We start from the raw sequence: 22,592 nt of genomic DNA on the forward strand, positions 1-22,592 counted from the left end.
CCGGAGAACCGGTTCGCTAAAAAATTCAAGGCGATCGATGCGACTCCGGGACCGGCCCATTCGGCCCCGAGCGTCGGTGCCGCGCGGCGCGCCCCTGCGCGCTCCGCAACGGCGACAGGCCGGCCGGGACGCGCGAAGTGCCGCGCGTCCCGGCCGGCCGCATGCGGGACCGGTTCCCCGTCAGGTGAGCCGGAACGTCGCCTCCGAGCGCTCCTGCGCGGTCGCGGCCGCCAGGATGTTCGCCAGACCGCCCGAGGCGCGGATGAACCGGCCCGGGAAGTTGTACGACTCGAAGGACTCCGCGGCGGCGTCGGCCAGGCCGTCGCGCTGGAAGAAGCTCGCGTCGGCCTTGAACCCCGCGGAGCCGTCGTCGGCCTCGACCCACAGCTCGTAGTTCCGGTGCCGCAGATACCGGCCCGGGAAGTTCGCCGACTCCAGCGACACGGTCCCCGAACCGGTGCGGCCCGGCACGATCCGGAACTGCGAGTCGGCGAGCATCGCCACCGACGTGCCCGCCCGGACCCGGTAGTCGTAGTGGTTCAGGTAGGCATTGGCCTGCCCGTAGAGCGCGAAGCGGTACGGCGTCGCGCCCGCGGCGACCGGGATGCCGAAGTCCGGCGTGCCGTCCGCGCGCCAGTAGACCTTCTGGATCCTGGTGTGCCGGTTGGGATCGTAGAGCGGATCGCCGCTGATGGCCTTGTAGGGCCGGGCGTGGTAGACGATGATGTCGCTCTGGCCGTCCTCGGAGACGGTGAACGTGTTGTGCCCGGGGCCGTACTGGCTCGTCGCGTCGCTGCTGCGCAGCACCGGCTGGGCGTTCTTGGTCCACGAGGAGGCGCTGAGCAGGTTCGCGCCCGAAGCGGCGGTCAGGAGCCCGACCGCGTAGTTCGCGTCGGTCGCGCTGGCGGAGAACGTCATGAAGATCCGGCCGTTGCGGGCGATGACGGCCGGGCCCTCGTTCACCTTGTGCCCGATGGTCTCCCATGCGAGCGTCGGCTTGCTGATGCGCACCGGCGTGCCGGTGATGGTCCACGGGTTCGTCATCGCGGCCAGGTAGAGGCTGGTGCCCGAGCCGAGTTCGGGGTCGCTCTGGGCCCAGCAGAGGTAGCGGGTCGAGCCCTGGGTGAACGTGGTCGCGTCGAGCGAGAACGAGTCGCGCGGCGTCACGATGCGGCCCTTCTCGGTCCACGTGCCGCTCATCGGGTTCGCGCTCGCGTTCTCCAGCACGTACATGCGGATGGCCCACACGTCGTCGGTGCGCCCGGCGGCGAAGTAGACGTACCACTTGCCGTTGACGAAGTGGATCTCCGGCGCCCAGATGTGGGCGCCCATCTCGCCGCTGGCGTGCTTGGACCAGATGGTGGCCTCAGTGGCGGTCGCGAGGCCCTGGAGCGTGGTCGCGCGGCGCATGACGATGCGGTCGTACGCCGGGACGCTGGCGGTGAAGTAGTAGTACCCGTCGGTGTGGCGCCAGATGTGCGGATCGGCGCGCTGCTGGATGAGCGGGTTGACGTACCGGACGCCGGGGGTGTCGGCGGCCTGGGCCGCGGCGGCGGTGAACCCGACGCCGGCACCGGACGCGGCGGCGACGCCGGCGGCCTGGAAGAGCCGGCGGCGGCTGATCGGCGGGAACTGCATGGCGAACTCCTCGGGGGGCAGGAGACCACATGTTGTGATCGATAACAATACTGCTGCCAGCGTAGGCACGAGCCCCTCGAAAGTCAACGATATCGATCGATTAATATCGACAATTGCGAATGTCCGGTGCCCCCGGGGGAGGCACCGGACACGGCTACCAGCGGTGGTGGACCTGCGCGCGGATCTTCGCGTCGTAGAGGTCGCGCACGGCGGCGAGGGTCGACTCCGGCAGCGGCGCGAGATCGGCCGCGGCGGCGTTCGCCCTGGCCTGCTCGGGGTTCCGCGCCCCCGGGATCACGGTCGAGACGCCCGGCTGCTGGATGAGCCAGCGCAGCGCCGCCTGCGCCGCGGTGGCGCCTTCCGGTGCGAGGTCGGCGAACTCGGCGGCGGCTTCCACACCCGTCGCGTAGTCGACCCCGGAGAACGTCTCGCCCTGGTCGAAGGCCTCGCCGTGCCGGTTGTAGGTGCGGTGGTCGTTCTCGGCGAACACGGTGTCCCGCGTGTACTTGCCCGAGAGGAGCCCCGACGCGAGCGGCACGCGCGCGATGATGCCGACCCCGGCCGCCGCGGCGGCGGGCAGGACCGCTTCGAGGGGCTTGAGCCGGAACGGGTTCAGGATGATCTGCACGCTCGCGGTGCCCGGCCGGGCGATCGCGGTCAGGGCCTCGTCGCAGGTCTCGACGCTCACGCCGTAGGCGGCGATCCGGCCCTCCTCGACGAGGGTGTCGAGCGCGTCGAAGACCGCGTCCGAGGCGTACACGGCGGTCGGCGGGCAGTGGAGCTGGACCAGGTCGAGCCGGTCGACGCCGAGGTTGGCGCGGGACCGGTCGGTCCAGGCGCGGAAGTTGTCGAGGGTGTAGAGCGCGGGGTCGAGGTCCACGCGGCGGCCCATCTTGGTGGCCACCAGGACCTGCGCGTCGGGCCGCTCCTTGAGGAAGCGCCCGATGAGCTGCTCCGAGCGTCCGTCGCCGTACACGTCGGCGGTGTCGAAGAAGGTCACGCCCGCTTCGACGGCCGCGTCGAGGACGGCGAGCGCGTCCTCCTCCCGCACCTCGCCCCAGTCGGCCCCCAGCTGCCAGGTGCCGAGCCCGACCACCGACACCCGCTGGCCGCTCCTGCCGAAAGCTCGCTGCTCCATCGGTCCCCCACATTCGTCGACGCGTATCTCGCGGGGCAAGTCTAGGGAGGCGGCCCGGGTCGCGCCAGGTGGCCTCGGGTCGGTTCCGGAGCGGCATCACCCGGGGAGTGCCGAACCGTGCGCCCGGGGCCGCTGCGCAGCGCGAATGCGCCGCTCAGAGCGCCGGTATAGTTCCCCGGGTGCGCTACTACGTTCAGTTTCCCGCCGGGACCGGAGCATTGGTCGCCGAGTCGATCGGTTCGTACGTCGACCGTCCGGAGGTCGTGTACGCCGACGACAGTTCACTGATCTTCGAGTCGGACACGCCGTACTCGCAGGTGGTGCAGATGCCGTTCGTGAAGAACTCGTTCACGGTGATCGCCGATGTCGTGCGGCGCGATATCGACGCCGGCGTGCTGGAACTGGCGGACAGCCTTCGCTACGACGGGCTCGAGAGCCGCGCGGACACGTTCCGCGTGATGTTCCATGTGGACGGTGCGCTGATCCCGGTGAGCCCGCGGGCCAAGCGCGCGCTCGAGACCGAGATCAGCGAGGCCTCGGGCCAGCGCATGGTCGGGCGGGGCTCGGGCGAGGAGTACTGGGTGGTCGGGAGGACCGACTTCGAGTACCTGATGCTGTGCCGCCGCCATATCCGGAGCAAGCGCGCGGAGAAGGCGGCGGGTGCGATCTCGCACGAATTGTCGTCACTGCTCATCGCGGCTTCGAGGCCGCGCCCCGATGACGTGTTCCTCGATCCGTTCGCCGGTTCGGGCTCGTTCACGAATGCGCGGATGTCGTTCCCGGCGAAGCGGATCGTGTACTCGGATGCGGATCTGGCGCGGCTGCGCGAGGATTTCCCGGCCGCGATCCGCGATTCCCGCGACGTCGAGTTCCTCGCCGATGACGCGTTGGCGCTCGCGTCCTTCAAGGACCATGAAGTGGACGTGATCGTCACCGATCCGCCGTGGGGCGAGCACGAGGAGCTGCCGCTGGCGCTGCCCGAGTTCCTCGGCGCGATGGCGCGGTCGTTCGACCGGGTGCTCGACCCCGGCGGCGGGCGGTTCGTGATCCTGGTCGCGCGGATGGCGGCCGAGGAGGCCGAGAAGGCCTTGGCCGCCAACCGCCTCGTCGTCGGTTCGGTGCACGAGATCCTGGTGAACGGGCACCCCGCCACAGTGCTGGTGGGCGGCCGCGCCGCAGCGTAGGCCCGCCGGCTAGTCGGCCTCAGCCGACCCGTATCGGGCGAGGAAGAGGTCCACGGCGTCGTCGACCGGGGCCTCGGGCGCGTCGGCCGTGTCGCTGCCGGTGAGGAGGCGCCGGTTGAGGGGCGATCCGATCACGAGCCAGGTCAGCTGGTCGGCCGCGGCAAGCGGGTCGCGCAGGCGCAGGAGGCCGCGGTCCTCAAGCGCCGCAAGCGCTTCGGCGAGTGCGCTGATGTTGCGCTCCCAGCTGTGCTCGAGGTAGTCCGCGGCGACTTCGGGGAGCCGCCGGGCCTCGCTGGTGACCAGGCGCCGCATGTTGAGGACGGCGGGGCTGAGGATGCCCGCGCGCATGAGGTTCGCCAGTTCGACGAGTCCTTCGCGCACGTCGCCGCATCGGGCGAGCCGCTCCAGGTGGGGGCGCATGGCGTCGCGTCCGGCGCCGGCCCAGGCGTGCACCACGGCGGCGAAGAGCGCGTCCTTGTTCTGGTGCTCGCGGTAGAGCGAGGCCTTCGAGATCTGGGCGCGGGCGGCGACTTCGTCCATGGTCGTGCCGCCGTAGCCGCGTTCGAGGAACACTTCGCGGGCGGTGGCGACGAGGTCGGCGCCGGTTCGGCCTGGGGGGCGGCCGCGGCGGCGGGTGGGTGCTGGCATGCCTGGATTTTAGTACTTGACCGGACTGAAAACCAGGGCTAGCATTGTTCAGTACCACCGAGTACTTAAAGGGGAATGCCATGGCTCTCGCCGTCGTCATCGCCACCGTCGCCTCATTCGTGTTCAGCGCGGTGCTGTACGGCGCGCCGCCGGTCGCCGCGTACGTCGGGCGGCACAGCCGTCCGCGGCCGGGCGTGCCGGTCGCCGTCCAGATGGGCGCCGTCCTCCTGCGCAGCCTCGTCGCCGCGTGCCTCATCGCGGGCCTCATGCTCGCGGCCGGATGGGGCGGCTTCGGCGCCGGCGCCCTGCTCGGGCTGGCACTGGGCGCACTGCCCGCGGCCATCCTCGCGGGCGCCGTCGTCCACGAGGGCGTCCCGGTCCGGCTCGCCGCGATCCACGCCCTCGACTGGGTCGTGAAACTGACGCTGATCGGCGCGATCGTCGGTCTCGCCGCATGAAAAGGAGCAGCACCATGGATGAAGCACCGCTCGACGGCACCGCCCTCGACATCGAATTCAGCGCCATACTCGGCAAAGTCCGGCCCGGCGACACCTGGACCTGCGTCCGACTCCCCGGATCGGCCGCGGTCTTCGGCACGAGAGGCCTCGTCAAAGTGGCCGGCACCGTCGACGGCGTGCCGTTCCGGGGCGCGTTCATGGCCCTGGGCGACGGCACCCACAAACTCCCCGTCGCCGCCGCGATCCGCAAGCGGATCGGCAAGGGCGACGGCGACACCGTCCAGGTGCACCTCACCCGGCGGCGCAACTGAACGGGGCCCTGCACCCGGACGACTGTCCGGATGCAGGGCCCCGAAGGCGTTGCGGGTCAGGCGCTGGCGGCGTCCTGGACCTCGCCGATGAGCTCCTCGACGATGTCCTCCAGGAACAGCACGCCCGTGGCCGCGCCGTCCGCGCCGGTCACGCGGGCGACGTGGGCGCCCTCGGCGCGGATCTGCGCCAGGCCGTCCTCGAGTTCGGCGGCGCCGGCCACCACGGGCAGCTCGCGCAGCCGCTCAGCGGGGATCGGCGCGTCGAGCTCGTCCGGGCCGGTCAGGTCGAGCACGTCCTTGAGGTGCAGGTACCGGCGCGGCGTCCCTTCGGGATCCTCGATGACATAGCGGGAGAACCCGTTCGCGGAGACCACCCGCTGCACGTCGCGCGGGGTCGGCCGGGCCGGCAGCAGCACGATCTCGGCCAAGGGGACCTCGACGTCGGCCACGGTCTTCTCGGTGAACTCGAACGCGGCGGTCAGCGTTCCCGAGTCGTCCACCAGGGTGCCCTCGCGCTGCGATTCCTCCACAATGGTGGCGACCTCGTCGATCGTGTAGGCGCTCTGGGCCTCGTCCTTCGGCTCGACCCGGAACAACCGCAGCGCGCCGTTCGCGATCGCGTTGAGCGACCAGATGATCGGGCGCACGACCCGGGAGACGAACACCAGCGGCGGGGCCAGGATCAGCGCCGCCCGGTCGGGGACCGAGAACGCGAGGTTCTTCGGGATCATCTCGCCGAAGACCACGTGCAGGAACGTCACCAGCAGCAGCGCCACCGCGAACGCGATTCCGGTGACGGCGGCCGGGGTCAGCCCGGTCCAGCCCAGCGGGTACTCGAGCAGGTGGTGGATGGCCGGTTCGGAGACGTTGAGGATCACCAGGGAGCAGACGGTGATGCCCAGCTGGCTCGTGGCCAGCATGAGCGTCGCGTGCTCCATGGCCCACAGGGTCGTCTTCGCGGCCCTGCTCCCTTCCGCGGCGCGCGGCTCGATCTGCGAGCGGCGCGCGGAGATGACGGCGAACTCCGCGCCGACGAAGAACGCGTTGGCCGCCAAGAGGACGACCAGCCAGATCAGTCCGGGAACGTACTCGCTCATCGGCCGGCCTCCTGCTCGAACGTCTCCATGATGCGCTCACGCGTCCCGCCGAAGGCCGGGTCGGTGGCCTTGTCGTCGGGAAGGTAGCGAAGGCGCTCGATCCGCGAACCGGTCAGCCGGTCCACTCTGAGCCGGCCGCGGTCGATGCGGACCTCCTCGCCCGGCGCGGGGATGCGCTCGAGCGCTTCCAGCACGTAGCCGGCGACGGTCTCGTAGTCCTCGCCTTCGGGGATGCGCACGCCCGCGCGCTCCCACAGCTCGTCGGGGCGCAGCGAGCCCGCGATCAGGATCGAGTCGGCCTGCTTGAGGACCTGGCGCTGGATCTTGTCGTGCTCGTCCTGCACCTCGCCCAGCAGCTCCTCCACGAGGTCCTCGAGGGTGACGATGCCGGCGGTGCCGCCGTGCTCGTCGATGACGACCGCGATCTGGAAGCCCCGGCCGCGCAGTGTGCCGAGCAGCGACCCGACACCGGCGGCCTCGGGGACCTTCAGCGGCTCGGACATCAACTCGCTCACCGGAACCGATCCGCGGCGGTCGAACTCGACGCCGATGGCGGACTTCACGTGGACCACGCCGACGACGTCGTCCACGTCCTCGCCGAGGACCGGGAAGCGCGAGTGGCCCGTCCGGGCCGCCTCGGCGATCACGTCGGCGGCGGTCGCCGTCCGCTCCAAAGTGGTCGTCCGCACGCGCGGGGTCATGACCTCTTCGGCGGTGTGCGTCGAGAACGTCAGCGTCCGCTGTAGGATCGCCGCGTCGTCGCGGTCCAGAGACCCTTCGGTGGCCGAGCGCCGGATCAGGAAGCTGAGCTCCTCGGCGCTGCGCGCCCCGGACAGCTCCTCCTTCGGCTCGATGCCCATCGCGCGGATCGTGCGGTTCGCGGTGCCGTTGAACAGGACCACGAGCGGCTTGAACACCACCGTGAACCCGATCTGGAACGGGACCACGAGCTTCGCGGTCTGCAGCGGCACCGCCAGCGCGAAGTTCTTGGGGACCAGCTCGCCGAGGATCATCGAGAACAGCGTGGCCACGGTGATGGAGACGATCGCGCCGACGGCGGGCACCGCGGTCTCGGAGAGGCCCAGGCCGGTGAGCGGCTCGTGCAGCAGCGAACTGATCGCCGGTTCGAACGTGTAGCCGGCGAGGAGGGTGGTGAGGGTGATGCCCAGTTGGGCCGAGGAGAGGTGGGTGGAGGTGACTTTGAGGGCCTTGATCGTGGGCTGCAGGCCCTTCTCGCCCTGCTCGCGGCGGCGCTCCAGTTCCGGCCGGTCGAGGTTGACCAGGGCGAACTCGGAGGCGACGAACAGGCCGGTGCCGACGGTCAGGATGACACCCGCGAGGATGCCCCAGACTTCCGTGTTCAACGCTCACCTCGCTGCGGCGTAGCGGAGATCGGCGCCTGCCGCTCCGAGGTGAGCCAGGGTTTATGACTGGGTGAATCGTCCATGCCGACGAGGATAGCGGGGCCGGGACCCCGCTGCTCCGCGAAGGTGTCCGGATCACAGCGGGTCGCCTGCGCGCTATGATTGGTCAATCGTCCAATACGATCGACCAAGAGGTGTGCATGGCCGTCCAGACCAACGCCGAACGGGGCCGCGACGTCCGCGCGCGGCTGCTCGCCGCCGCACAGGAGCTCATCGCCGAACTCGGCTGGAACGGCGTCAGCACCCGCGTCCTCGCCGAGCGGGCCGGGGTCCACTCCGGCCTGGTGCACTACCACTTCGCGTCGCTCCAGGCGCTCCTGCGGCAGGCGGCCGTCGAAGCGATGCGCCCCTTGGTCGACGGCACCGCCGCCCTCCTCGCGCAGAGCCCGAGCCCCGCCGACGCCGTCGAATCGCTCCTGGCCGAGATCGACCGGTACACCGGCACCGACCCGGCGTCCCTGGTGTTCATCGAGGCCTACCTCGCCGCCACCCGCGACCCGGACCTGCGCGACCAGATGAGCGGCCTCGTGACCGGCCTCCGCGCCACCCTGGCCGAGGCCCTGACCCGCGCGGGCCACCAGGCGCCCGAAGCGGCCGCGATCACCGTCATGGCCGTCGTCGACGGCTTCCTACTCCACAAAGGACTCGACCCGCAGCTGTCCGCCATGCGGCTCGCACCGATGCTGCGCCGACTCACCGACACGAACGGAGCACCTTCATGAAGGCCCTCATCTGCGGGGCGGGCATCGCCGGCCTCGCCCTCGCCAACCGCCTCCACCACCACGGCTGGGACGTCCACATCGTCGACCACTCCCCCGGCCCCCGCGCCCAGGGCTACATGATCGACTTCTCCGGCCCCGGCTACGAGGCCCTGACCGCCATGGGCCTGCACGAGCGGCTCCGCGAGCACGCCAGCCCCGTCGACGAGTTCCGCTACATCGACGACCGCGGCCGCACCACCGTCGGACTCGACTACGCGCTCTTCGCCAAAGCCCTCAAAGGCGACCTCGTCAGCATCATGCGGCCCGCCCTCGAACAGCTGCTCCGCGAGAGCCTCAGCGACGACATCGACCTGTGCTACCGCACCACCATCGAGCGAATCGACGGCAACCGGGCCCACCTCTCCGACGGCACCGCGATCGACGCCGACCTCATCGCGGGCGCCGACGGCGTCCACTCCCGCGTCCGATCCCTCGCCTTCGGCCCCGACCAGGACTGCCTCCGCCCGCTCGGCATGCACACCGGCGCCTTCGTGTTCACCGACCCCGAAGCGTTCGAACAGGCCCGCGGCCGGTTCCTGCTCACCGAGACCCTCAACCGCCAGATGGGGTTCTACGGCCTCACCGACGACCGCGTCGCCGTCTTCGCCGTGCACCGCACCGATGCGCTCGCCCTGCCCGAGGACCCTCGCGCCGCGCTGCGAGACGCCTACGCAGGCATGGGCGACCTCGCCGAACGCGCACTCGCCCGATGCCCGGCCCCCGACCAGATCTACTACGACCAGGTCGCCCAGACCCACGTGCCGCAATGGAGCGACGGACCGGTGGCCCTGGTCGGCGACGCCGCCTGCGCGGTCTCCCTCATCGCCGGGCAGGGCGCGTCCCTCGGCATCGCCGGCGCCTACCTCCTCGCCGAACGGCTGCACCACACCGCCACCGTCGCCGAAGGCATCGCGGACTACGAACGGCGCTGGCGCCCGATCGCGGCCGAAGTGCAGGCCTCGGCCCGCGACCGCGTCACCGAATGGTTCCTGCCGCGCACCCCCGGCAGGCTGCTGCTGCGCCGCTGGGGCTTCCGCGCGATGCACCTGCCCGGGCTCGACCGCGTCATGGTCGGCTCGCTCCTCCCCAAGAGCCACAAGCCGATCACCGCCCTCGCCGCCTGAGCGGTTCCTCCGTTCCGGTGATACGCGAACGCCCGCCGATCCCGATATCCTGGGAGTTCTGTGCAGCCCAGGAGGTCAGCCATGCAGCGCGTCAACTTCCGCATCACCGTCGACCTCGGCCCCGACGCCGACGACCAGCAGCGCAGCGACGCGGCAGCCGCCCTCCGGAAGATCCTGGTCGCCAAGCAGGTCGGCACCGTCGTCCGCGAGCGCACGGCGTCAGCGGCCGAGGGCGCGAAATCCGCCGACCTGCTCGGCGACGCCGCACTCGTTGCGACAGTGGCGACGTCGACGTTCGCGATCCTCAGGGAGGCCATCCGGGCCTGGGAGCGGCAGCGGACCGGACGCACCGCCAAAGTCACCCTCGGCGATCACTCGCTCGAACTGAACGGCATCACCCAGGAGCAGGCGAAGCAGATCGCCGAGGGATTCTGGAAGCAGGCCTCCGCCCCGGAAGACGCCGGCGATGGGCGCCCGTAGGGCCCTGCTGATCGGCACGGCCGACTACGAGGACGGGCGGCTCCGGCCGCTCAAGGCCCCGCTCAACGACCTCGACGCCCTGTCAGCGGTCCTGGCCGACCCCGAGATCGGCGGCTACGAGGTCGCCGAGCTCCGCGAGCAGCCCGTCCACCTCATCGAACGCGCGGTGCAGAAGTTCCTCGTCCACTCAGAGCCCGACGACGAACTGCTCCTCTACTTCTCCTGCCACGGCCTCAAAGACGACGAGGAACTCCTCTACTTCGCCGGCACCGACACCGAGCCCGAACCCGAGCTCCTCAAGACCCATGCGGTCCCCGCGGTCGACGTCAGCGGATACCTGGAGGCCGCGGAAGCCCGCCGCAAGGTGCTGCTGCTCGACTGCTGCTTCAGCGGGGCGTTCCGGGCCGGCGCCAAGAGCGCGGACCCGCGGCTCGACATCGGCGGGACGTTCACCGAGTCGGGGACCGTGGTGATCAGCGCCAGCGACCGGTTCCAGCAGGCCTTCGAACTGGTCTCGCCGACCGACCCGAAACCGCTGTCGGTGTTCACGGACGCCGCCGTGCGCGGCCTGCGATCCGGTGACGCCGACCTCGACGGCGACGGCTTCGTCTCAGCCGACGACCTGTACAAGTACGTCACCAAGGCGCTGCACGAGGCAGGCTCGGCCCAGCGCCCGACCCGCTCGGTCCTCAGCGGCGTCGGCGACCTCAAGCTCACCCGGCAGCGCAACCCCCCGAAACAAGTGCCCAAGCCGCCGGCACCACCCGCCGCGCCGCGGCCGAAATTCGACGCCGCCGGCCTCCGCCGGGCCCTGCTCGAGGCCCCCGCAACGGTCGAGGTGGTCGTCGACCCCGCCGACGACGACCCGGCCCTCGCGAGGATCGCCAAGAAGCTGCCGCGCACACGCGGCGAGCACCTCATCGGGTACGTCGATCAAGGCTCCTACATGTCGTGGTTCCAGGGCCTCGTACCCACCGGCCGCCGCTACCTCGGCTTCGTGGTGTTCACCGAAAGCGCCGTGCACCTCCCCGGAGGCGAGCGACTGACCTACACCGAGCTCGGCGGCCACGAGATCAGCGCCCAGCGGCAGACCCACATCGGCCACCCGCGCCAAGGCGGCAGCTACGAGACCGTCCACGTCACGCTCCGGCACCCCTACCGCGCCATAGACTTCGGCGGCGGCGACCTGCGCCAGCTCGAAGGACTCGCCGCACTGCTCACCACGCTCGGACGCCTGGCCACCGAAAGCGGCTGACCGGCCCGAGAGAGCGCCACACGCAAAAACACCAGGAACCTCATCAAGGTCCCCGGTGCCCGTTGTCGGGACGACAGGATTTGAACCTGCGACCCCCCGCTCCCAAAGCGGGTGCGCTACCAAGCTGCGCCACGTCCCGATCATCACCGCAAAGCGGCCTCAGCCAGGGTACAGCACCACCACCTCAAAACGCCGCCAGGTATTCGCTCCGCCCCACAGCGCCCACCAGATCCAGGTGCGGACCTGACCTGTGCAAACCCCGCCATCACGACGAGTTCTCCGCAGCCCGGCGCCGGATATCCGGATTCCGCTCCCGCCTCCGATACGACGTCCGATTCGCGACCACCAGCTAAGCGTTCCGGGTGTGATAGCGAGCCAATGACGCTTCGAACTCGCGATTCGCGTCAAAGGGTCCCGCAGCTCATCTCGCCCGCGCTCCGATGGCCCCGATCAATATTGATCCTGGCAGGAATCGTGACCGAGGCAGGCATCGCCAACTCTCACGTCAACAACGCTTCCCAAGCGTGCCGCCATCGCCCGCGCCGAGACATGTCGTACCGGATCGGCGAGCTGCGGAAATAGGACTGCGACCACACGGTGGGAGCACCCGACTCATCGGTCCAGACCCCACAAATGGCGAGGTCGCCTCGAAGCGGGGCTATTTTTAGAGTCCGAGCTTTCGCGCTCACAGCGCGTATGCTGCGCGGGACATGATCGAGTATGCCGAGCAACCTCTCATTTTTCTTGACGTCGATGGGACCGTGATTCCCTTCGGCCAATCGAATGGCAGCACATCGGAAGCGACCGCCACTGAGACGTACCTTGCCGGGATCAACCCGGAGCTGGGGCGCCAGCTGGCCGCACTGACGTGCGAGCTGGTCTGGGCCACGACTTGGGAAGACGAGGCCAACGAGGTACTGGCGCCTCGGCTCGGGCTGCCTCCATTGCGCGTGGTGCACTGGCCAGAACCCTCCGGGGAAGGCGAACGCGAAGACCGGTGGTTCAACCTGCACTGGAAAACACGCACCCTGGTCGCGTGGGCCAACGGTCGCCCGTTCGCCTGGGTCGACGACGAGATCACCGCCGCCGATATCGAATGGATCGCCGCTCATCACCATGGCCACGCCTTGCTGCACCCCGTGGACGGCTTCCTTGGCATCACGCGCCAGGATCTTGAAGCTCTAGGCGCTTGGCTTCGCAGCGTCTCATAGCTGACCAGTCCGACCCAGGGAGTGGTGCGAGCGGATGATGCGGTCGAACCTGCATTGCACCTCGATGCGGCCGCACGTCACCTGTTTCTCGAAGTTCGGCTGGCACCTCATCCACGCGACCCCTGAGTCCGTCGCCTGGTTCAGCGAGGAGGAGGTCTCCGGCATCAAGTGGCTGTCGCTGCCACAACTGCTCGACGAGCCGATCGAGACACTGGACCCACACCTGCACCGCTTCGCCAACAAGCTTTGGGACGCCCTCACACGACAGTCGACCATCTGACGCCTCCCGCTGGTCACCGGCAAGTGGAGCCGGAACGTCCTTGAACCCGAAGCGACAAAACCCCCGACGACGGGCCAGTCCCGTCTCAAGCCAGAGGCCGAATCGAACTCGAAGAATGAGGTCGTTCATGGTTCTGGATGAGCGCTACTGGGTCAGGCCATTTCTGAGCGGCTGGCGTGGTGCTCGGAGACCGGGCAGTAATACAGCTGGAGGGCATATCCGCGCCCGATCGTGACGCCGGTCGGGTTCGCGAGATCGCACCCGGTCGCGGCCTCTTCCACTGGCTGCCAGTACTGTTTCGTGTCCCTGCCGTGCTCGCTGAAGTCGGCGGTGAAGAGCGGCAGCTGCTCGGCACCGCACTCGCATGTCATCGGGTAAGGGTCATAGATGCCCCAGGACATGCCGTGCCCCATGACCTTCCAGCCCGGAGCATTCGCGATGTCGCTCGAGTAGTTGGCGCCGTCACTGGTCGCTGCCTCCCACACGTCGAGGTCGACCTGCAAGTCTTGTGGAAGCACGTGGATGTTGGGGTATTCGGTGACGACTTCGGGGTGGACGATGCAGGGGTTGGGGACGTAGCGCTTCTGACCAAGGTCTGGTTGCGGCACTTCCTTCAGGACCTCGTGGATGTTCTCGGCTCGGCGCCAGGCCACCTGGAATGCGGGGCAGTACGACGTGTCGGTCTCGGTGCCGGTGTGGTTGCGCGGGCACCAGAGGATCTGCAGCAGGTCGTACTTCTCAGGCCAGGGGAGGCCGGGCACGTCGCGGTAGTACAGCTGCGCTACCGGAATCAATGGCGGTGGCGCATCCGGGTCGAAGTCGGCGTTCGCGCCTCGCGCAAGTTCATCTAGGAGGTCACTCAGCGCCTTGCCAGTCGAAGGGTCGTTCTTGAGCATCGAATAACGTGCGTTGAGCGCGGGATCGAACGGTTCAACAAAGAAATCGTCATGCTCGAGCCGGCACACCGGCCAGGGCTCGTCGACCGGCCACAGCAGCGGACCGCCGACCGAGGACTGCCCTATGTCGGGAGCGCCTTCCCGCGGGTGCAGTCGCGTTACCGGCCTGGCGTGTTCGGCGAGCGCTGGTACGGCTTTGAGGATGTCATGCGGGCGTTGGGGCGTAGTGAGCGTCATGAGGCGGTTTTCTCTTTGAGAGGTAGCGGTAGCTCGACGGTACCGGGACGGGGCGACAGAGCGCGGACGCGCCGACGCGTGAGGTTCAGGCTGGCTCAGCCGTGAACGCTTTCGCGCCACGAAGCTCAGTCTGCAGAACGCCTGCGGCTATTGACGAGTCGAGCCGGACCGTCACGCCCGGCACGCCGGCGGCGCGCTTTGAGACCTGCGGCAGGTTCTCGAGGTTGAAGCCGTCCCGCCTCGCGAGGAGGCCGCCAAGCTCATACCTCGAGACCATGTCCGAACCAGCAGCATGGAGCACCCCGGCATACTCCGAGGAACAGAGCTCGAGGAGCGCGGCAGCGAGGTCGGTGACGTGAACGGGGCACCGGAAGTCGTCCGTGAACAAGCCGCACGGCATCGCTGGAGACGTGCACGAACCGCGTACCGGATGCAGCGCATGCGGCGGCGATACCGATCGGGGCGAGTGCCGTTGTCGTCCAGTCGTTCATAACGGCGGCCGTGTTGATGACCGCATCGGGCATGACATCGCCGTTGAGTCGCGCGAACGCGTCGCGGTCACGAACATCGAGCTGCGTCAGGCCGTTCCCTCTCGTGGAGTATGCGGTGCCGGTGACGGCATGGCCGACCTCGCCGGCAAGGTTGACCACCTCGGCGCCGAGGAAACCGGAAGCGCCGATCACCAAGAGACGGAGAGACATCGGCCGAGTCTAGAGACGCGCTCAGTGCTCGACCAGACCAAGGCCCCCGGGCACAGAACCGCTCACGCTCACGATCAGCCATATACTGGCCGCATCCTCCACCCCCACAACTGGAAAGCCACGCCGCGCCCATGACACCCCCCTTCCTCCCACCGTTCCGTCGATGAGGTTCATCGCCGAACATGCCTTTCCCCTGGGGCTGACCCTCACCTGCGCATGCATCGCCCTCGCGCTTGTGCGGATCTTGTTCTCCCCTCGAGAGTCGAAGAAGTTCGTCGCCAACGCCCTGGCGATCGCGTTCGTCTTCCTCGGCACCACGTTCTGGTTCGTGGCCAACCGCGACTACATCCTCGAACACGACACCTCCTTCGCGGACCTCTTCAACGAGGAGCCGCGGACTTCGCTGCCTACCGAGACAGGCCCCGGTGAATGGAAGGCCGCTTTCAGCAGCTTCGCACTGACTTGGACTGAGGAGGGGACGCTTGAAACCGAGCCGCCGAGCGACCTGATCAGCTTCGACCCCGACATCGACGGCTACTACGCCGGCCAAGGAAGCCAGGAAGGCGCTTCACTGTTCGCCGCCATCGGATTCGAAGACGGCGACGTCGCCTGGTTCACCTGCCACGCGCTGGGGATACGCACCAGTGCCGCCGAGGAATTCCTCAACACCTGCTGGACCGCGGCCGCTGTGACCGGCGCCGACCATGCGGCAGGAGCCGAACGTCTCGCATGGGCTCTGAAGCTGACAACTGAGGCCGAGCCTGGCGGAGGGCTCGTCCACGTGCTCGAAACCTACTGCCCGGCACACCTGAATGCGACCTCGCTGAGCTCGACCAGCACCTACCTCAACATGCAGTTCAGCATTACACCCGCGACAGATTGCTAAGGGACGCCAGTATGCCCTTCCGCGCCGTAGCGAGGCAATCGCCGACCAGTCCTCCATCGATGGGCCTCTGCTGTGGACTGAAGGTCAACCCTGGCTGACCTGCGGGCGTTCCCTTGGTGGGGCTGGACGGCGATACAGTCCACCGCCTCCGCTCGAAGACTGAAGCTGTTGCTCTCGTTCATGTGGACGGCCTGCCGCGACTCGACCTTCAACGCGGTCCCCGCTGCCCCGCACGATGAACTCGGGTTGCACCCCGCAATGCACAGATTCACAATCCCGGCATATCCTGCGTTTCCGCGACTGAGGAGCCGCTGGTACAACGGCGATAGCTACTCGACAGTCTTCTCGACCAGGAACTCTCATGTCTACCCTGCCGCGCTGCCGCTGTCCACCTCGACCCTGAACCGCGTGGCGGCACTCATCCGCCGGACCCACCGCCAAGCCATCGGCTCCAGATGGCTAGCTCTCGACCCCGGCACGCCATTGATTGCTGCATGATCTCGCCCGCCTCTATAACGGAGTCGAGCGGCACCTGCCCCCCACCAGGCATGCTTGCCCGGGGCCCGCCGGCACGGTACTGGCCGAGCATCTACTCCTCCGGCTTCACCAGCGAGACTGTCGGCCTGCACGGGGCCCACCAGTCCCCACGGGATCAAGACCGCGGCGAGCGGGAACAGCCTCCGCAACGACAAGGCCACCGCCGCTGATCTCCATCCACACACCGACATCCGGGACAACCCTTAGTCGGGATTCTTAACCTGTGAGCGGGTGCTGCGGGACTGCGGGCGGCTTCTATGTTCTGTTCAGGAGTCGGCGTGGCCTGACTACACGGGCCGAATGTCGTGCCCCGGTTCTCGGGATGAGAAAGTCGTTTTGGCAAGGTGAGAAGATCCGGTCATGTTTGATGATTCGCTGATTGCGCAGGCTCGATCCCTCTGGCAAACGCTCGCAGTGGTGCCCGTGGCGTTCCCATCGGGCTCCGGCGTGCAGGTGGTCGCTTCCCCTGAGTCGCAGATGTGCCCGCCTTCATGGGTTGGGATCGTGGTGTTGGGCAATTCAGCAATCGTTACCGTGCCGACCGAACATGCAGTCGAGCCTGTACAACACGCGCTAAGCCGGATTGCGACTGAGTCACTCACGCGACCCGCGGATCTGAAGACGGTATTGCCGGTCAAGGCGGTGCTGGGGCCGGCAACGCTGGCCTACGTATCGCGGGACTCTCTTGTCCCAGCTCAGCCGGACGTCGCTGTTGAGTGGATTGCTCCTGAGCACCCGGAACTTCAAGCGTTTCTGGAGTCGGTGGGTGGGGAAGACGCGGATGAAAGCGGGATCGGCGAGATCACCTCTCAGGCGTTCGTCGTGCGAGAGCTGGGGAGGATCGTAGCTGCGGCGGGCTACCAGCAGTGGCCTGCTGCGACGGCGCATCTGTGCGTGTTGACCGCCGAATCTGTGCGGGGCCGCGGTTTGGCAAGGCGGGTCGCCGCCGCCGCTGTGGACCATGCGCTCACCGCACGGTTGTTGCCGCAATGGCGGGCACGTCCGGCGACCTCCCGCCGAGTCGCGCGGGCACTCGGCTTCTGGGAAATGGGAACCCAACTGAGCGTCGACTTGGATCTTGCCCGCCTCTTGGAGTCCGACCTGTCCTGATGGTTCAGTTCTCCTTGCCACCCAAGCGTTGCTTCCGTTGAGTGAGAGTCATTTCGCGTCTTGCGGTCTTCCCTGGCAACCGTAGCGGTGCTCGCCTCCGGTTGCACGTGGGACGGTGTGACCCGAGAGAGCACCCGGTCCGGCAGGTCACGCAGGTGATACGCCAGACGTGGGACGTCGTAGCCGGCGTCGACCACGATCGCGATCGGCCGATCACCAGGGGCCAGGCCGTCCGGATTCCTCCGGCACGGAGCGCTAGTCGTTGAGGGCCGCGTCAAGCTCAGAGCGATGATCGCGGACCCATTGCCAGGTCGTGCGGATCCATCCGGGCACGTCCATCTCTACGAGCTTGATCTTGGCCGCATCACCGGCCGAAGCCTCGGCCTCGACCCCACGCCAGCAGCGGTCCTGCCACCACAGCACGGTATCCACTAGGCGAGCGCGCCCGCTGCGGTCCAGGCCGTAGGCGTCGGCGACCAGCCGCATGCGCCGAGCGGTCTCGGGAAGATCAGTGACCAGCGTGCCAAGTCGCAGGTATTGCCAGCAGAGATGAGCGACATCATGAATCCGCTCGCCGGGTGCCGCCGCGTCCCAGTCAATGAACGCCACCGGCAGAGCGCCTGAAGCGTCGTCGGTGTAGATGGTGTTCCGGGGAGCCAGGTCGTTGTGGCAGACCGTTTCGGCGTCACCGCAGAGGTCCGTATCGGCGGTGAGGTCATGGAACTCGCGAACCATGGTGGCCAACCGAATCAGGCTGGCATCGGTTTCGGCATACGGGAAGCGGTCCAGCGCGTAGGGGACGTGGCCGTCGACGAAGGTCAGCATCTCCCGGCCCTGCTCATCGAACCCCAGCAGTCGTGGCGCTCCCTGCCATCCACAACACTCGAAGTGCTCGAGCAGGCGGTGGGTGAACGGCGAGTGCGGGCCGACGGGCCGACGTACGCTGCCGTCCTTCAGCACGACCTTGTTGATAAACCCACCTTCAAGCGGCACCTCATCGACCATCCAGCGAGTTTCCCGTGCCACCAGCACCTACGCAACTGAGATACGGGACAGTCTTTAGCACTCCTTCCGTGAATTGAGAGGTCGGCCGTGGCGACGGTACGGGTGGCGCTATGGAGTGCGAGATTGCCAGGATTCAGAATTTCTGAACCACCGGCCAGACTGCGGCCGGATCGCAGTGATCCGGGCAGGCCTGTAGGTAGACCTCATTGCCAAGGAAGAGGTTGTAGGTGTTGCCCCAGCTGAAGTCCTGCTCCGGCGAGCCTGGATAGACATCGAATTCCCAGTGCTCCGGTACCTGACAGAAGTACACCAGATCGGCTCCGCACCCGCACTGGTAGAACTCGGTCGTGAGGCCGGGGTTCGGCGCGGCAGTTTAACGCCAGGTGCACCAACAAACCTTCGTCGAGCCGTTGACTACACATCGAGATCTCTCTATAGTTCGAATCGCCGGAAAATTCATCAGATGTTTCGGCCCAGACTGCGGCATGTGAGCGATAACAGGCATGCCTCGTGCCTACCCCCGCTAAGGAGCATCCGATGACCCCGGCCGCACCCGACCACCCGACCCCGTCCCGAGGCGTGCCCGCACCCGCAGCGAACACCGCCGACTGACCACCCGTCCCGCCCGTAGCAACAAGACCCGCAACTCCACGACCCGACGAACCTCGACAAGGAGGCCACCATGGCCTGGATGGAAACCCCCAAAAGCCGCAGGCGAATGCTCCTCGGCGGAGCCGGCGTGCTCGCCGGGGCCGCCGCCGCAGCCGCCCTCAACCCGTTCACCGCAGCCCAAGCCCAGCAGACGACCGACCCCACCGCCTGGTACGTCCTGGTCAACCGCGCCAGCGGCAAGGTCCTGGACGTCAGCGGTGTCTCCACCGCCGACGGAGCCCAGCTCCACCAATGGACCCGCACGAACGCCGGCAACCAGCAGTTCCAGTTCGTCGACGCCGGCGGCGGCTACTTCCGGATCAAGGCCCGGCACTCGGGCAAAGTCCTCGACGTGTCCAGCTGGTCCACCGCTGACCATGCCGCCATCCACCAGTGGACCGACCACAACGGCGCCAACCAGCAGTTCCGACTCGCCGACTCCGGCAGCGGCTACGTCCGCCTCATCAACCGCAACAGCAACAAAGCAGTCGAAGTCCAAAACGCCGCCACCAACGACGGCGCCATCGTCGTCCAGTACAGCGACTGGGGCGGGGCCAACCAGCAATGGCAACTCGTCCGCGTCGACAGCGGCAGCGGCGCCTGCGCACTTCCCTCGACCTACAACTGGACCTCCACCGGCCCACTGGCACAACCGAAGGCGGGGTGGGCATCGCTTAAGGACTTTACCGCCGTCGTCCACAACGGCCAGAAGGTCGTCTATGCAACGACGCACGGCGCTTTGCCCTATCCCGACGGCAACTGGGGACTGATGTGCTTCAGCCCCTTCACGAACTGGTCCGACATGGCAACCGCCACCCAGAACACGATGCCCTTCGGTGCCATCGCGCCGACGCTGTTCTACTTCGCCCCGAAGAACATCTGGGTGCTCGCCTACAACGGGGGCGGGCAAGGCACCTTCTCCTACCGCACGTCGAGCGACCCCACCAACCCCAACGGCTGGTCAGCACAGCAGGAGCTGTTCACCGCGACACTTCCCCCCACGGACGACGGGAGACCCCGGGGCGGGTACGACGTGTCCCTCATCGGCGACGACACGAACATGTACATGTTCTTCGTCGACGGCGAAGGCGGTGCCTACCGGGCCAGCATGCCACTCGGGAACTTCCCGGCCAGTTTCGATTCGTCGTACACGAAGATCCTGAGCGACACGGCACTCAACCTGTTCGAGGCGGTCGAGGTCTACAAGGTCCAGGGGCAGAATCAGTACCTGATGATCGTCGAGGCCCAGAACTACACAGGGTTCGGTCGCTACTTCCGCTCGTTCACTGCCACCAGCCTCGATGGCGAATGGACACCCCAGGCCGGGGCCCAGACCGTGGACAGCCCCTTCGCCGGGAGTGCCAACAGCGGCGCGACCTGGACCCGGGACATCAGCCACGGCGATCTGGTGCGCACCAACCCCGACCAGACCAAGACCATCGACCCCTGCAACCTGCAGTTCCTCTACCAGGGGCGCGACCCCGGCACTGACGGCGGGGAGTACGGCACGCTGCCTTACCGGCCGGGTCTGCTGACCCTGCAGCGCTAGCGGCACAACACAGGTCCGGCTCGGATGTTGGCAATGGGACCGGAGCCAGTCAACGCGATCGACGGCACCCCAGCGTCGGTCGCCGCAATGAATCTTGGAATGCCAAAGACGTACGGATGGTCGCGGAACCGACCGACGAGGGCTTCGGCCGTTCCTTCACGGTCGCCGAGACTTGCCTGCCCGCTGAACTCCGACCCGAAGAAGGATCCGGGCGGGCTCGGCCTTGCACCGAGCCCGCCGTGCCCCGACCCCATCGGTCGCCGTTGAGTCGGGCCGGCTTTATATCGAAGTTCTTGACTTTATAGATATGTATCGTCACACTGGATAGCAGTGCTCATGTTATCGGTCACCACGACTGCCAACGCATCTTTCGTCTTGCGCCCTCACCGCAGAAAGGCACTGCACAATGCCCTCACGTCGCACGCTCCTCACCACTGCGATGGCTTCGGCTGTCGCCGGCGCCATCGGCGCGCCGAACGCCGCGCACGCCCAGACCTACGCGGCCTACGCGATGGCCTACTTCAAAGAGTCGCCGGACATGACCGACGACAGCTACGCCCTGCACCTCGCCGTCAGCCGCGACGGCCTGGACTGGACGCCGCTCAACCAGAACGCCCCGGTCGCCACGCCCACTGCGGGGATGCAGGGCCTGCGAGACCCGTTCCTCCTGCGCAAGCAGGACGGCACCTTCACCGTCCTCGCCACCGACCTCAAAGGACGCGTTTTCAACCTCAACAACCAGTACATCCACGTCTGGGATTCGCCCGATCTTCGCAGCTTCACCGGCTACCGGCGAGTCCGCCTGCACAATCTGGCCACGCACTCGTGGGCTCCGACCGCCTTCTGGGACCCGAGCCGCAACCGCTACGCCGTCGTCTACTCCGCATTCAACGGCACCCGCGACGTCTTCATGGTCAACTACACGACCGACTTCGTGAACATGGGCGCCGCGCAGGTCTTCTTCGACCCCGGCTTCAACATCCTCGACGGCGACGTCCTCGTTCACAACGGCGCGTTCTATCTGGCCTACAAGAACATGGCCAACGGCAACCTCTACATCTCCCGATCCGCCACAGGCCAACCGAACACCTTCACCACCCTCACCAGCGGGGTGCGCCAAGGCAGCGCGATCGAAGCCCCGATCCTCGTCAAGGCCAACGGCGCCAACACGTTCTGGCTCTGGGGCGACTCCTTCCAGCCCGACAACGCAGTCTTCTACGCCTGGCGCTCGACCGACATCAACGGCAATTCCTGGACCGCCCTCAACCAGCGCGACTACACCGCGCCCCTCAGCAGCAAGCACGCAGGGATACTCCCGATCACCGAGGCCGAACGGGCCGCGCTCGTGAGCCGTTGGGGCGCACCGCAATGGAACCGTCTCAAGTCCTACAACTTCCCGGGCCGGTTCGTGCGCCACGCAGACAGCGTCGCCCGGATCGACCCGTTCCCGATGGAACCGCCGGCCGACCAGCAGTGGCGGCTGCGCCCGGGCCTGGCCGACCCCGCCGGGGTCTCGTTCGAGTCGGTGAACTACCCCGGCCGGTTCCTGCGCCACTCCGGCTACGCGATCCGCCTGGACGCCAACGACAACACGACGCAGTTCGCGGCCGACGCCACCTTCACCCGGACGGCGGGCCTGGCCGACGTCGCTTGGACCTCGTTCCGGTCCTACAACGTCCCGGACCGGTACCTGCGCCATTCGGGTTACGTCCTGCGGATCGACCCGATCACGGCGTCCTCTTCCGCGACCGACCGGCAGGACGCGACCTTCAAGATCACCTACTAGGACCGTAATGCCGACCGCGTTCCGCCGCACAGCTCTGGGATTGAGCTCGATCCTCCTGTGACGGTCACCGACGCCGGCTACTCCCCCACGCGGTCCGCCGCGGCCGTCGCGCCGCGACGAGCATGACCCGCCTTCCCCCCGCCTGCACCTTTAGGAGCTGCACACGCGACCGGCACTCAGCACGGCGCCCGCCGAAGCGTGGTGCGGGGACGACCACCGGTCGCC

At 67.8% G+C, this 22,592-nt stretch carries 20 protein-coding genes, 1 tRNA gene and 1 pseudogene; 13 read left to right on the forward strand and 9 right to left on the reverse strand.

The window, feature by feature from the left end; translation table 11 throughout:
* Positions 1-180: 180 nt before the first annotated feature.
* Together QWI33_RS08030 and QWI33_RS08035 are read right to left on the reverse strand one after the other, a co-directional pair.
* Positions 181-1,638 carry a family 43 glycosylhydrolase gene (locus QWI33_RS08030; protein ID WP_289956571.1) on the reverse strand — a complete coding sequence of 486 codons (1,458 nt, stop codon included), beginning with the start codon at positions 1,636-1,638 and terminating at the stop codon, positions 181-183.
* Between the two features lie 154 nt (positions 1,639-1,792).
* On the reverse strand, positions 1,793-2,776 hold the full coding sequence (locus QWI33_RS08035; RefSeq protein WP_289956573.1) for an aldo/keto reductase: 984 nt from the start codon (positions 2,774-2,776) through the stop codon (positions 1,793-1,795).
* 179 nt (positions 2,777-2,955) lie between these two features.
* On the opposite strand from QWI33_RS08035, the gene QWI33_RS08040 reads away from it, so the two are divergent.
* Complete coding sequence (locus tag QWI33_RS08040; RefSeq protein WP_289956575.1) at positions 2,956-3,960, forward strand: TRM11 family methyltransferase; 1,005 nt, start codon at positions 2,956-2,958, stop codon at positions 3,958-3,960.
* Positions 3,961-3,969: 9 nt separating this feature from the next.
* On the opposite strand, the gene QWI33_RS08045 is transcribed toward QWI33_RS08040, so the two are convergent.
* Complete coding sequence (locus tag QWI33_RS08045; protein WP_289956576.1) at positions 3,970-4,608, reverse strand: TetR/AcrR family transcriptional regulator; 639 nt, start codon at positions 4,606-4,608, stop codon at positions 3,970-3,972.
* 80 nt (positions 4,609-4,688) lie between these two features.
* On the opposite strand from QWI33_RS08045, the gene QWI33_RS08050 reads away from it, so the two are divergent.
* Positions 4,689-5,066: a DUF1761 family protein gene (locus QWI33_RS08050; protein ID WP_289956579.1), complete on the forward strand. Its 378-nt coding sequence runs from the start codon at positions 4,689-4,691 to the stop codon at positions 5,064-5,066.
* A 14-nt stretch (positions 5,067-5,080) separates the two neighbouring features.
* The gene (locus tag QWI33_RS08055; protein ID WP_289956581.1) at positions 5,081-5,377 is read left to right on the forward strand and encodes a DUF1905 domain-containing protein; all 297 of its coding nucleotides are present in this window, start codon (positions 5,081-5,083) and stop codon (positions 5,375-5,377) included.
* A gap of 56 nt (positions 5,378-5,433) precedes the next feature.
* Here QWI33_RS08055 and QWI33_RS08060 read toward each other — a convergent pair whose 3' ends face one another.
* Both QWI33_RS08060 and QWI33_RS08065 read right to left on the reverse strand, forming a co-directional pair.
* Entirely contained in the window at positions 5,434-6,474 is a 1,041-nt protein-coding gene (locus QWI33_RS08060; RefSeq protein WP_289956583.1) for a hemolysin family protein, read from the reverse strand.
* A complete protein-coding gene (locus QWI33_RS08065; protein ID WP_289956585.1) occupies positions 6,471-7,838 on the reverse strand; it encodes a hemolysin family protein in 1,368 nt (455 codons plus the stop codon). Before QWI33_RS08065 ends, QWI33_RS08060 begins: the two co-directional genes overlap by 4 nt.
* Positions 7,839-8,038: 200 nt before the next feature.
* Here QWI33_RS08065 and QWI33_RS08070 point away from each other — a divergent pair, with 200 nt between their 5' ends.
* From QWI33_RS08070 to QWI33_RS08085, 4 genes are all read left to right on the forward strand, one after another.
* Complete coding sequence (locus QWI33_RS08070) at positions 8,039-8,620, forward strand: TetR/AcrR family transcriptional regulator (RefSeq protein WP_289956587.1); 582 nt, start codon at positions 8,039-8,041, stop codon at positions 8,618-8,620.
* Positions 8,617-9,783: an FAD-dependent monooxygenase gene (locus QWI33_RS08075; RefSeq protein WP_289956589.1), complete on the forward strand. Its 1,167-nt coding sequence runs from the start codon at positions 8,617-8,619 to the stop codon at positions 9,781-9,783. Before QWI33_RS08070 ends, QWI33_RS08075 begins: the two co-directional genes overlap by 4 nt.
* A gap of 81 nt (positions 9,784-9,864) precedes the next feature.
* A complete protein-coding gene (locus tag QWI33_RS08080) occupies positions 9,865-10,263 on the forward strand; it encodes a hypothetical protein (protein WP_289956591.1) in 399 nt (132 codons plus the stop codon).
* The gene (locus QWI33_RS08085; protein ID WP_289956593.1) at positions 10,250-11,518 is read left to right on the forward strand and encodes a caspase family protein; all 1,269 of its coding nucleotides are present in this window, start codon (positions 10,250-10,252) and stop codon (positions 11,516-11,518) included. Before QWI33_RS08080 ends, QWI33_RS08085 begins: the two co-directional genes overlap by 14 nt.
* Before the next feature lie 65 nt (positions 11,519-11,583).
* Here QWI33_RS08085 and QWI33_RS08090 read toward each other — a convergent pair.
* A tRNA-Pro gene (locus QWI33_RS08090) sits at positions 11,584-11,657 on the reverse strand.
* Between the two features lie 571 nt (positions 11,658-12,228).
* Between QWI33_RS08090 and QWI33_RS08095 the strand changes: the two genes are divergently transcribed.
* Both QWI33_RS08095 and QWI33_RS08100 read left to right on the forward strand, forming a co-directional pair.
* The gene (locus QWI33_RS08095; protein ID WP_289956597.1) at positions 12,229-12,729 is read left to right on the forward strand and encodes an HAD domain-containing protein; all 501 of its coding nucleotides are present in this window, start codon (positions 12,229-12,231) and stop codon (positions 12,727-12,729) included.
* Positions 12,730-12,763: 34 nt separating this feature from the next.
* The gene (locus QWI33_RS08100; protein WP_289956599.1) at positions 12,764-13,009 is read left to right on the forward strand and encodes a hypothetical protein; all 246 of its coding nucleotides are present in this window, start codon (positions 12,764-12,766) and stop codon (positions 13,007-13,009) included.
* A 152-nt stretch (positions 13,010-13,161) separates the two neighbouring features.
* On the opposite strand, the gene QWI33_RS08105 is transcribed toward QWI33_RS08100, so the two are convergent.
* Both QWI33_RS08105 and QWI33_RS08110 read right to left on the reverse strand, forming a co-directional pair.
* Entirely contained in the window at positions 13,162-14,142 is a 981-nt protein-coding gene (locus tag QWI33_RS08105) for a hypothetical protein (protein ID WP_289956601.1), read from the reverse strand.
* 85 nt (positions 14,143-14,227) lie between these two features.
* A pseudogene (locus tag QWI33_RS08110) lies at positions 14,228-14,843 on the reverse strand (sugar nucleotide-binding protein).
* A 163-nt stretch (positions 14,844-15,006) separates the two neighbouring features.
* Between QWI33_RS08110 and QWI33_RS08115 the strand changes: the two are divergent.
* Both QWI33_RS08115 and QWI33_RS08120 read left to right on the forward strand, forming a co-directional pair.
* On the forward strand, positions 15,007-15,729 hold the full coding sequence (locus QWI33_RS08115) for a hypothetical protein (protein ID WP_289956606.1): 723 nt from the start codon (positions 15,007-15,009) through the stop codon (positions 15,727-15,729).
* 897 nt (positions 15,730-16,626) lie between these two features.
* Positions 16,627-17,376, forward strand: a complete 750-nt coding sequence (locus tag QWI33_RS08120; protein ID WP_289956608.1) for a GNAT family N-acetyltransferase — start codon at positions 16,627-16,629, stop codon at positions 17,374-17,376.
* A gap of 255 nt (positions 17,377-17,631) precedes the next feature.
* Here QWI33_RS08120 and QWI33_RS08125 read toward each other — a convergent pair whose 3' ends face one another.
* Complete coding sequence (locus QWI33_RS08125) at positions 17,632-18,381, reverse strand: phosphotransferase (protein ID WP_289956610.1); 750 nt, start codon at positions 18,379-18,381, stop codon at positions 17,632-17,634.
* Positions 18,382-19,063: 682 nt separating this feature from the next.
* Between QWI33_RS08125 and QWI33_RS08130 the strand changes: the two genes are divergently transcribed.
* Positions 19,064-20,581 carry a non-reducing end alpha-L-arabinofuranosidase family hydrolase gene (locus tag QWI33_RS08130; RefSeq protein ID WP_289956611.1) on the forward strand — a complete coding sequence of 506 codons (1,518 nt, stop codon included), beginning with the start codon at positions 19,064-19,066 and terminating at the stop codon, positions 20,579-20,581.
* 406 nt (positions 20,582-20,987) lie between these two features.
* Positions 20,988-22,367 (forward strand): glycoside hydrolase family 43 protein, encoded by a 1,380-nt coding sequence (locus QWI33_RS08135; protein WP_289956618.1) that lies wholly within the window; start codon positions 20,988-20,990, stop codon positions 22,365-22,367.
* The last annotated feature ends 225 nt before the right edge of the window (positions 22,368-22,592 follow it).

It is taken from the genome of Glycomyces tritici, assembly GCF_030403505.1.

What these genes read in the sequence shown, in the direction of transcription:
- QWI33_RS08030 (WP_289956571.1), bottom strand. Translation starts at nt 1,638, where the DNA reads ATGCAGTTCCCGCCGATCAGCCGCCGCCGGCTCTTCCAGGCCGCCGGC.
- QWI33_RS08035 (WP_289956573.1), bottom strand. Translation starts at nt 2,776, where the DNA reads ATGGAGCAGCGAGCTTTCGGCAGGAGCGGCCAGCGGGTGTCGGTGGTC.
- QWI33_RS08045 (WP_289956576.1), bottom strand. Translation starts at nt 4,608, where the DNA reads ATGCCAGCACCCACCCGCCGCCGCGGCCGCCCCCCAGGCCGAACCGGC.
- QWI33_RS08050 (WP_289956579.1), top strand. Translation starts at nt 4,689, where the DNA reads ATGGCTCTCGCCGTCGTCATCGCCACCGTCGCCTCATTCGTGTTCAGC.
- QWI33_RS08055 (WP_289956581.1), top strand. Translation starts at nt 5,081, where the DNA reads ATGGATGAAGCACCGCTCGACGGCACCGCCCTCGACATCGAATTCAGC.
- QWI33_RS08060 (WP_289956583.1), bottom strand. Translation starts at nt 6,474, where the DNA reads ATGAGCGAGTACGTTCCCGGACTGATCTGGCTGGTCGTCCTCTTGGCG.
- QWI33_RS08070 (WP_289956587.1), top strand. Translation starts at nt 8,039, where the DNA reads ATGGCCGTCCAGACCAACGCCGAACGGGGCCGCGACGTCCGCGCGCGG.
- QWI33_RS08075 (WP_289956589.1), top strand. Translation starts at nt 8,617, where the DNA reads ATGAAGGCCCTCATCTGCGGGGCGGGCATCGCCGGCCTCGCCCTCGCC.
- QWI33_RS08080 (WP_289956591.1), top strand. Translation starts at nt 9,865, where the DNA reads ATGCAGCGCGTCAACTTCCGCATCACCGTCGACCTCGGCCCCGACGCC.
- QWI33_RS08085 (WP_289956593.1), top strand. Translation starts at nt 10,250, where the DNA reads ATGGGCGCCCGTAGGGCCCTGCTGATCGGCACGGCCGACTACGAGGAC.
- QWI33_RS08095 (WP_289956597.1), top strand. Translation starts at nt 12,229, where the DNA reads ATGATCGAGTATGCCGAGCAACCTCTCATTTTTCTTGACGTCGATGGG.
- QWI33_RS08100 (WP_289956599.1), top strand. Translation starts at nt 12,764, where the DNA reads ATGATGCGGTCGAACCTGCATTGCACCTCGATGCGGCCGCACGTCACC.
- QWI33_RS08105 (WP_289956601.1), bottom strand. Translation starts at nt 14,142, where the DNA reads ATGACGCTCACTACGCCCCAACGCCCGCATGACATCCTCAAAGCCGTA.
- QWI33_RS08115 (WP_289956606.1), top strand. Translation starts at nt 15,007, where the DNA reads ATGAGGTTCATCGCCGAACATGCCTTTCCCCTGGGGCTGACCCTCACC.
- QWI33_RS08120 (WP_289956608.1), top strand. Translation starts at nt 16,627, where the DNA reads ATGTTTGATGATTCGCTGATTGCGCAGGCTCGATCCCTCTGGCAAACG.
- QWI33_RS08125 (WP_289956610.1), bottom strand. Translation starts at nt 18,381, where the DNA reads ATGGTCGATGAGGTGCCGCTTGAAGGTGGGTTTATCAACAAGGTCGTG.
- QWI33_RS08130 (WP_289956611.1), top strand. Translation starts at nt 19,064, where the DNA reads ATGGCCTGGATGGAAACCCCCAAAAGCCGCAGGCGAATGCTCCTCGGC.
- QWI33_RS08135 (WP_289956618.1), top strand. Translation starts at nt 20,988, where the DNA reads ATGCCCTCACGTCGCACGCTCCTCACCACTGCGATGGCTTCGGCTGTC.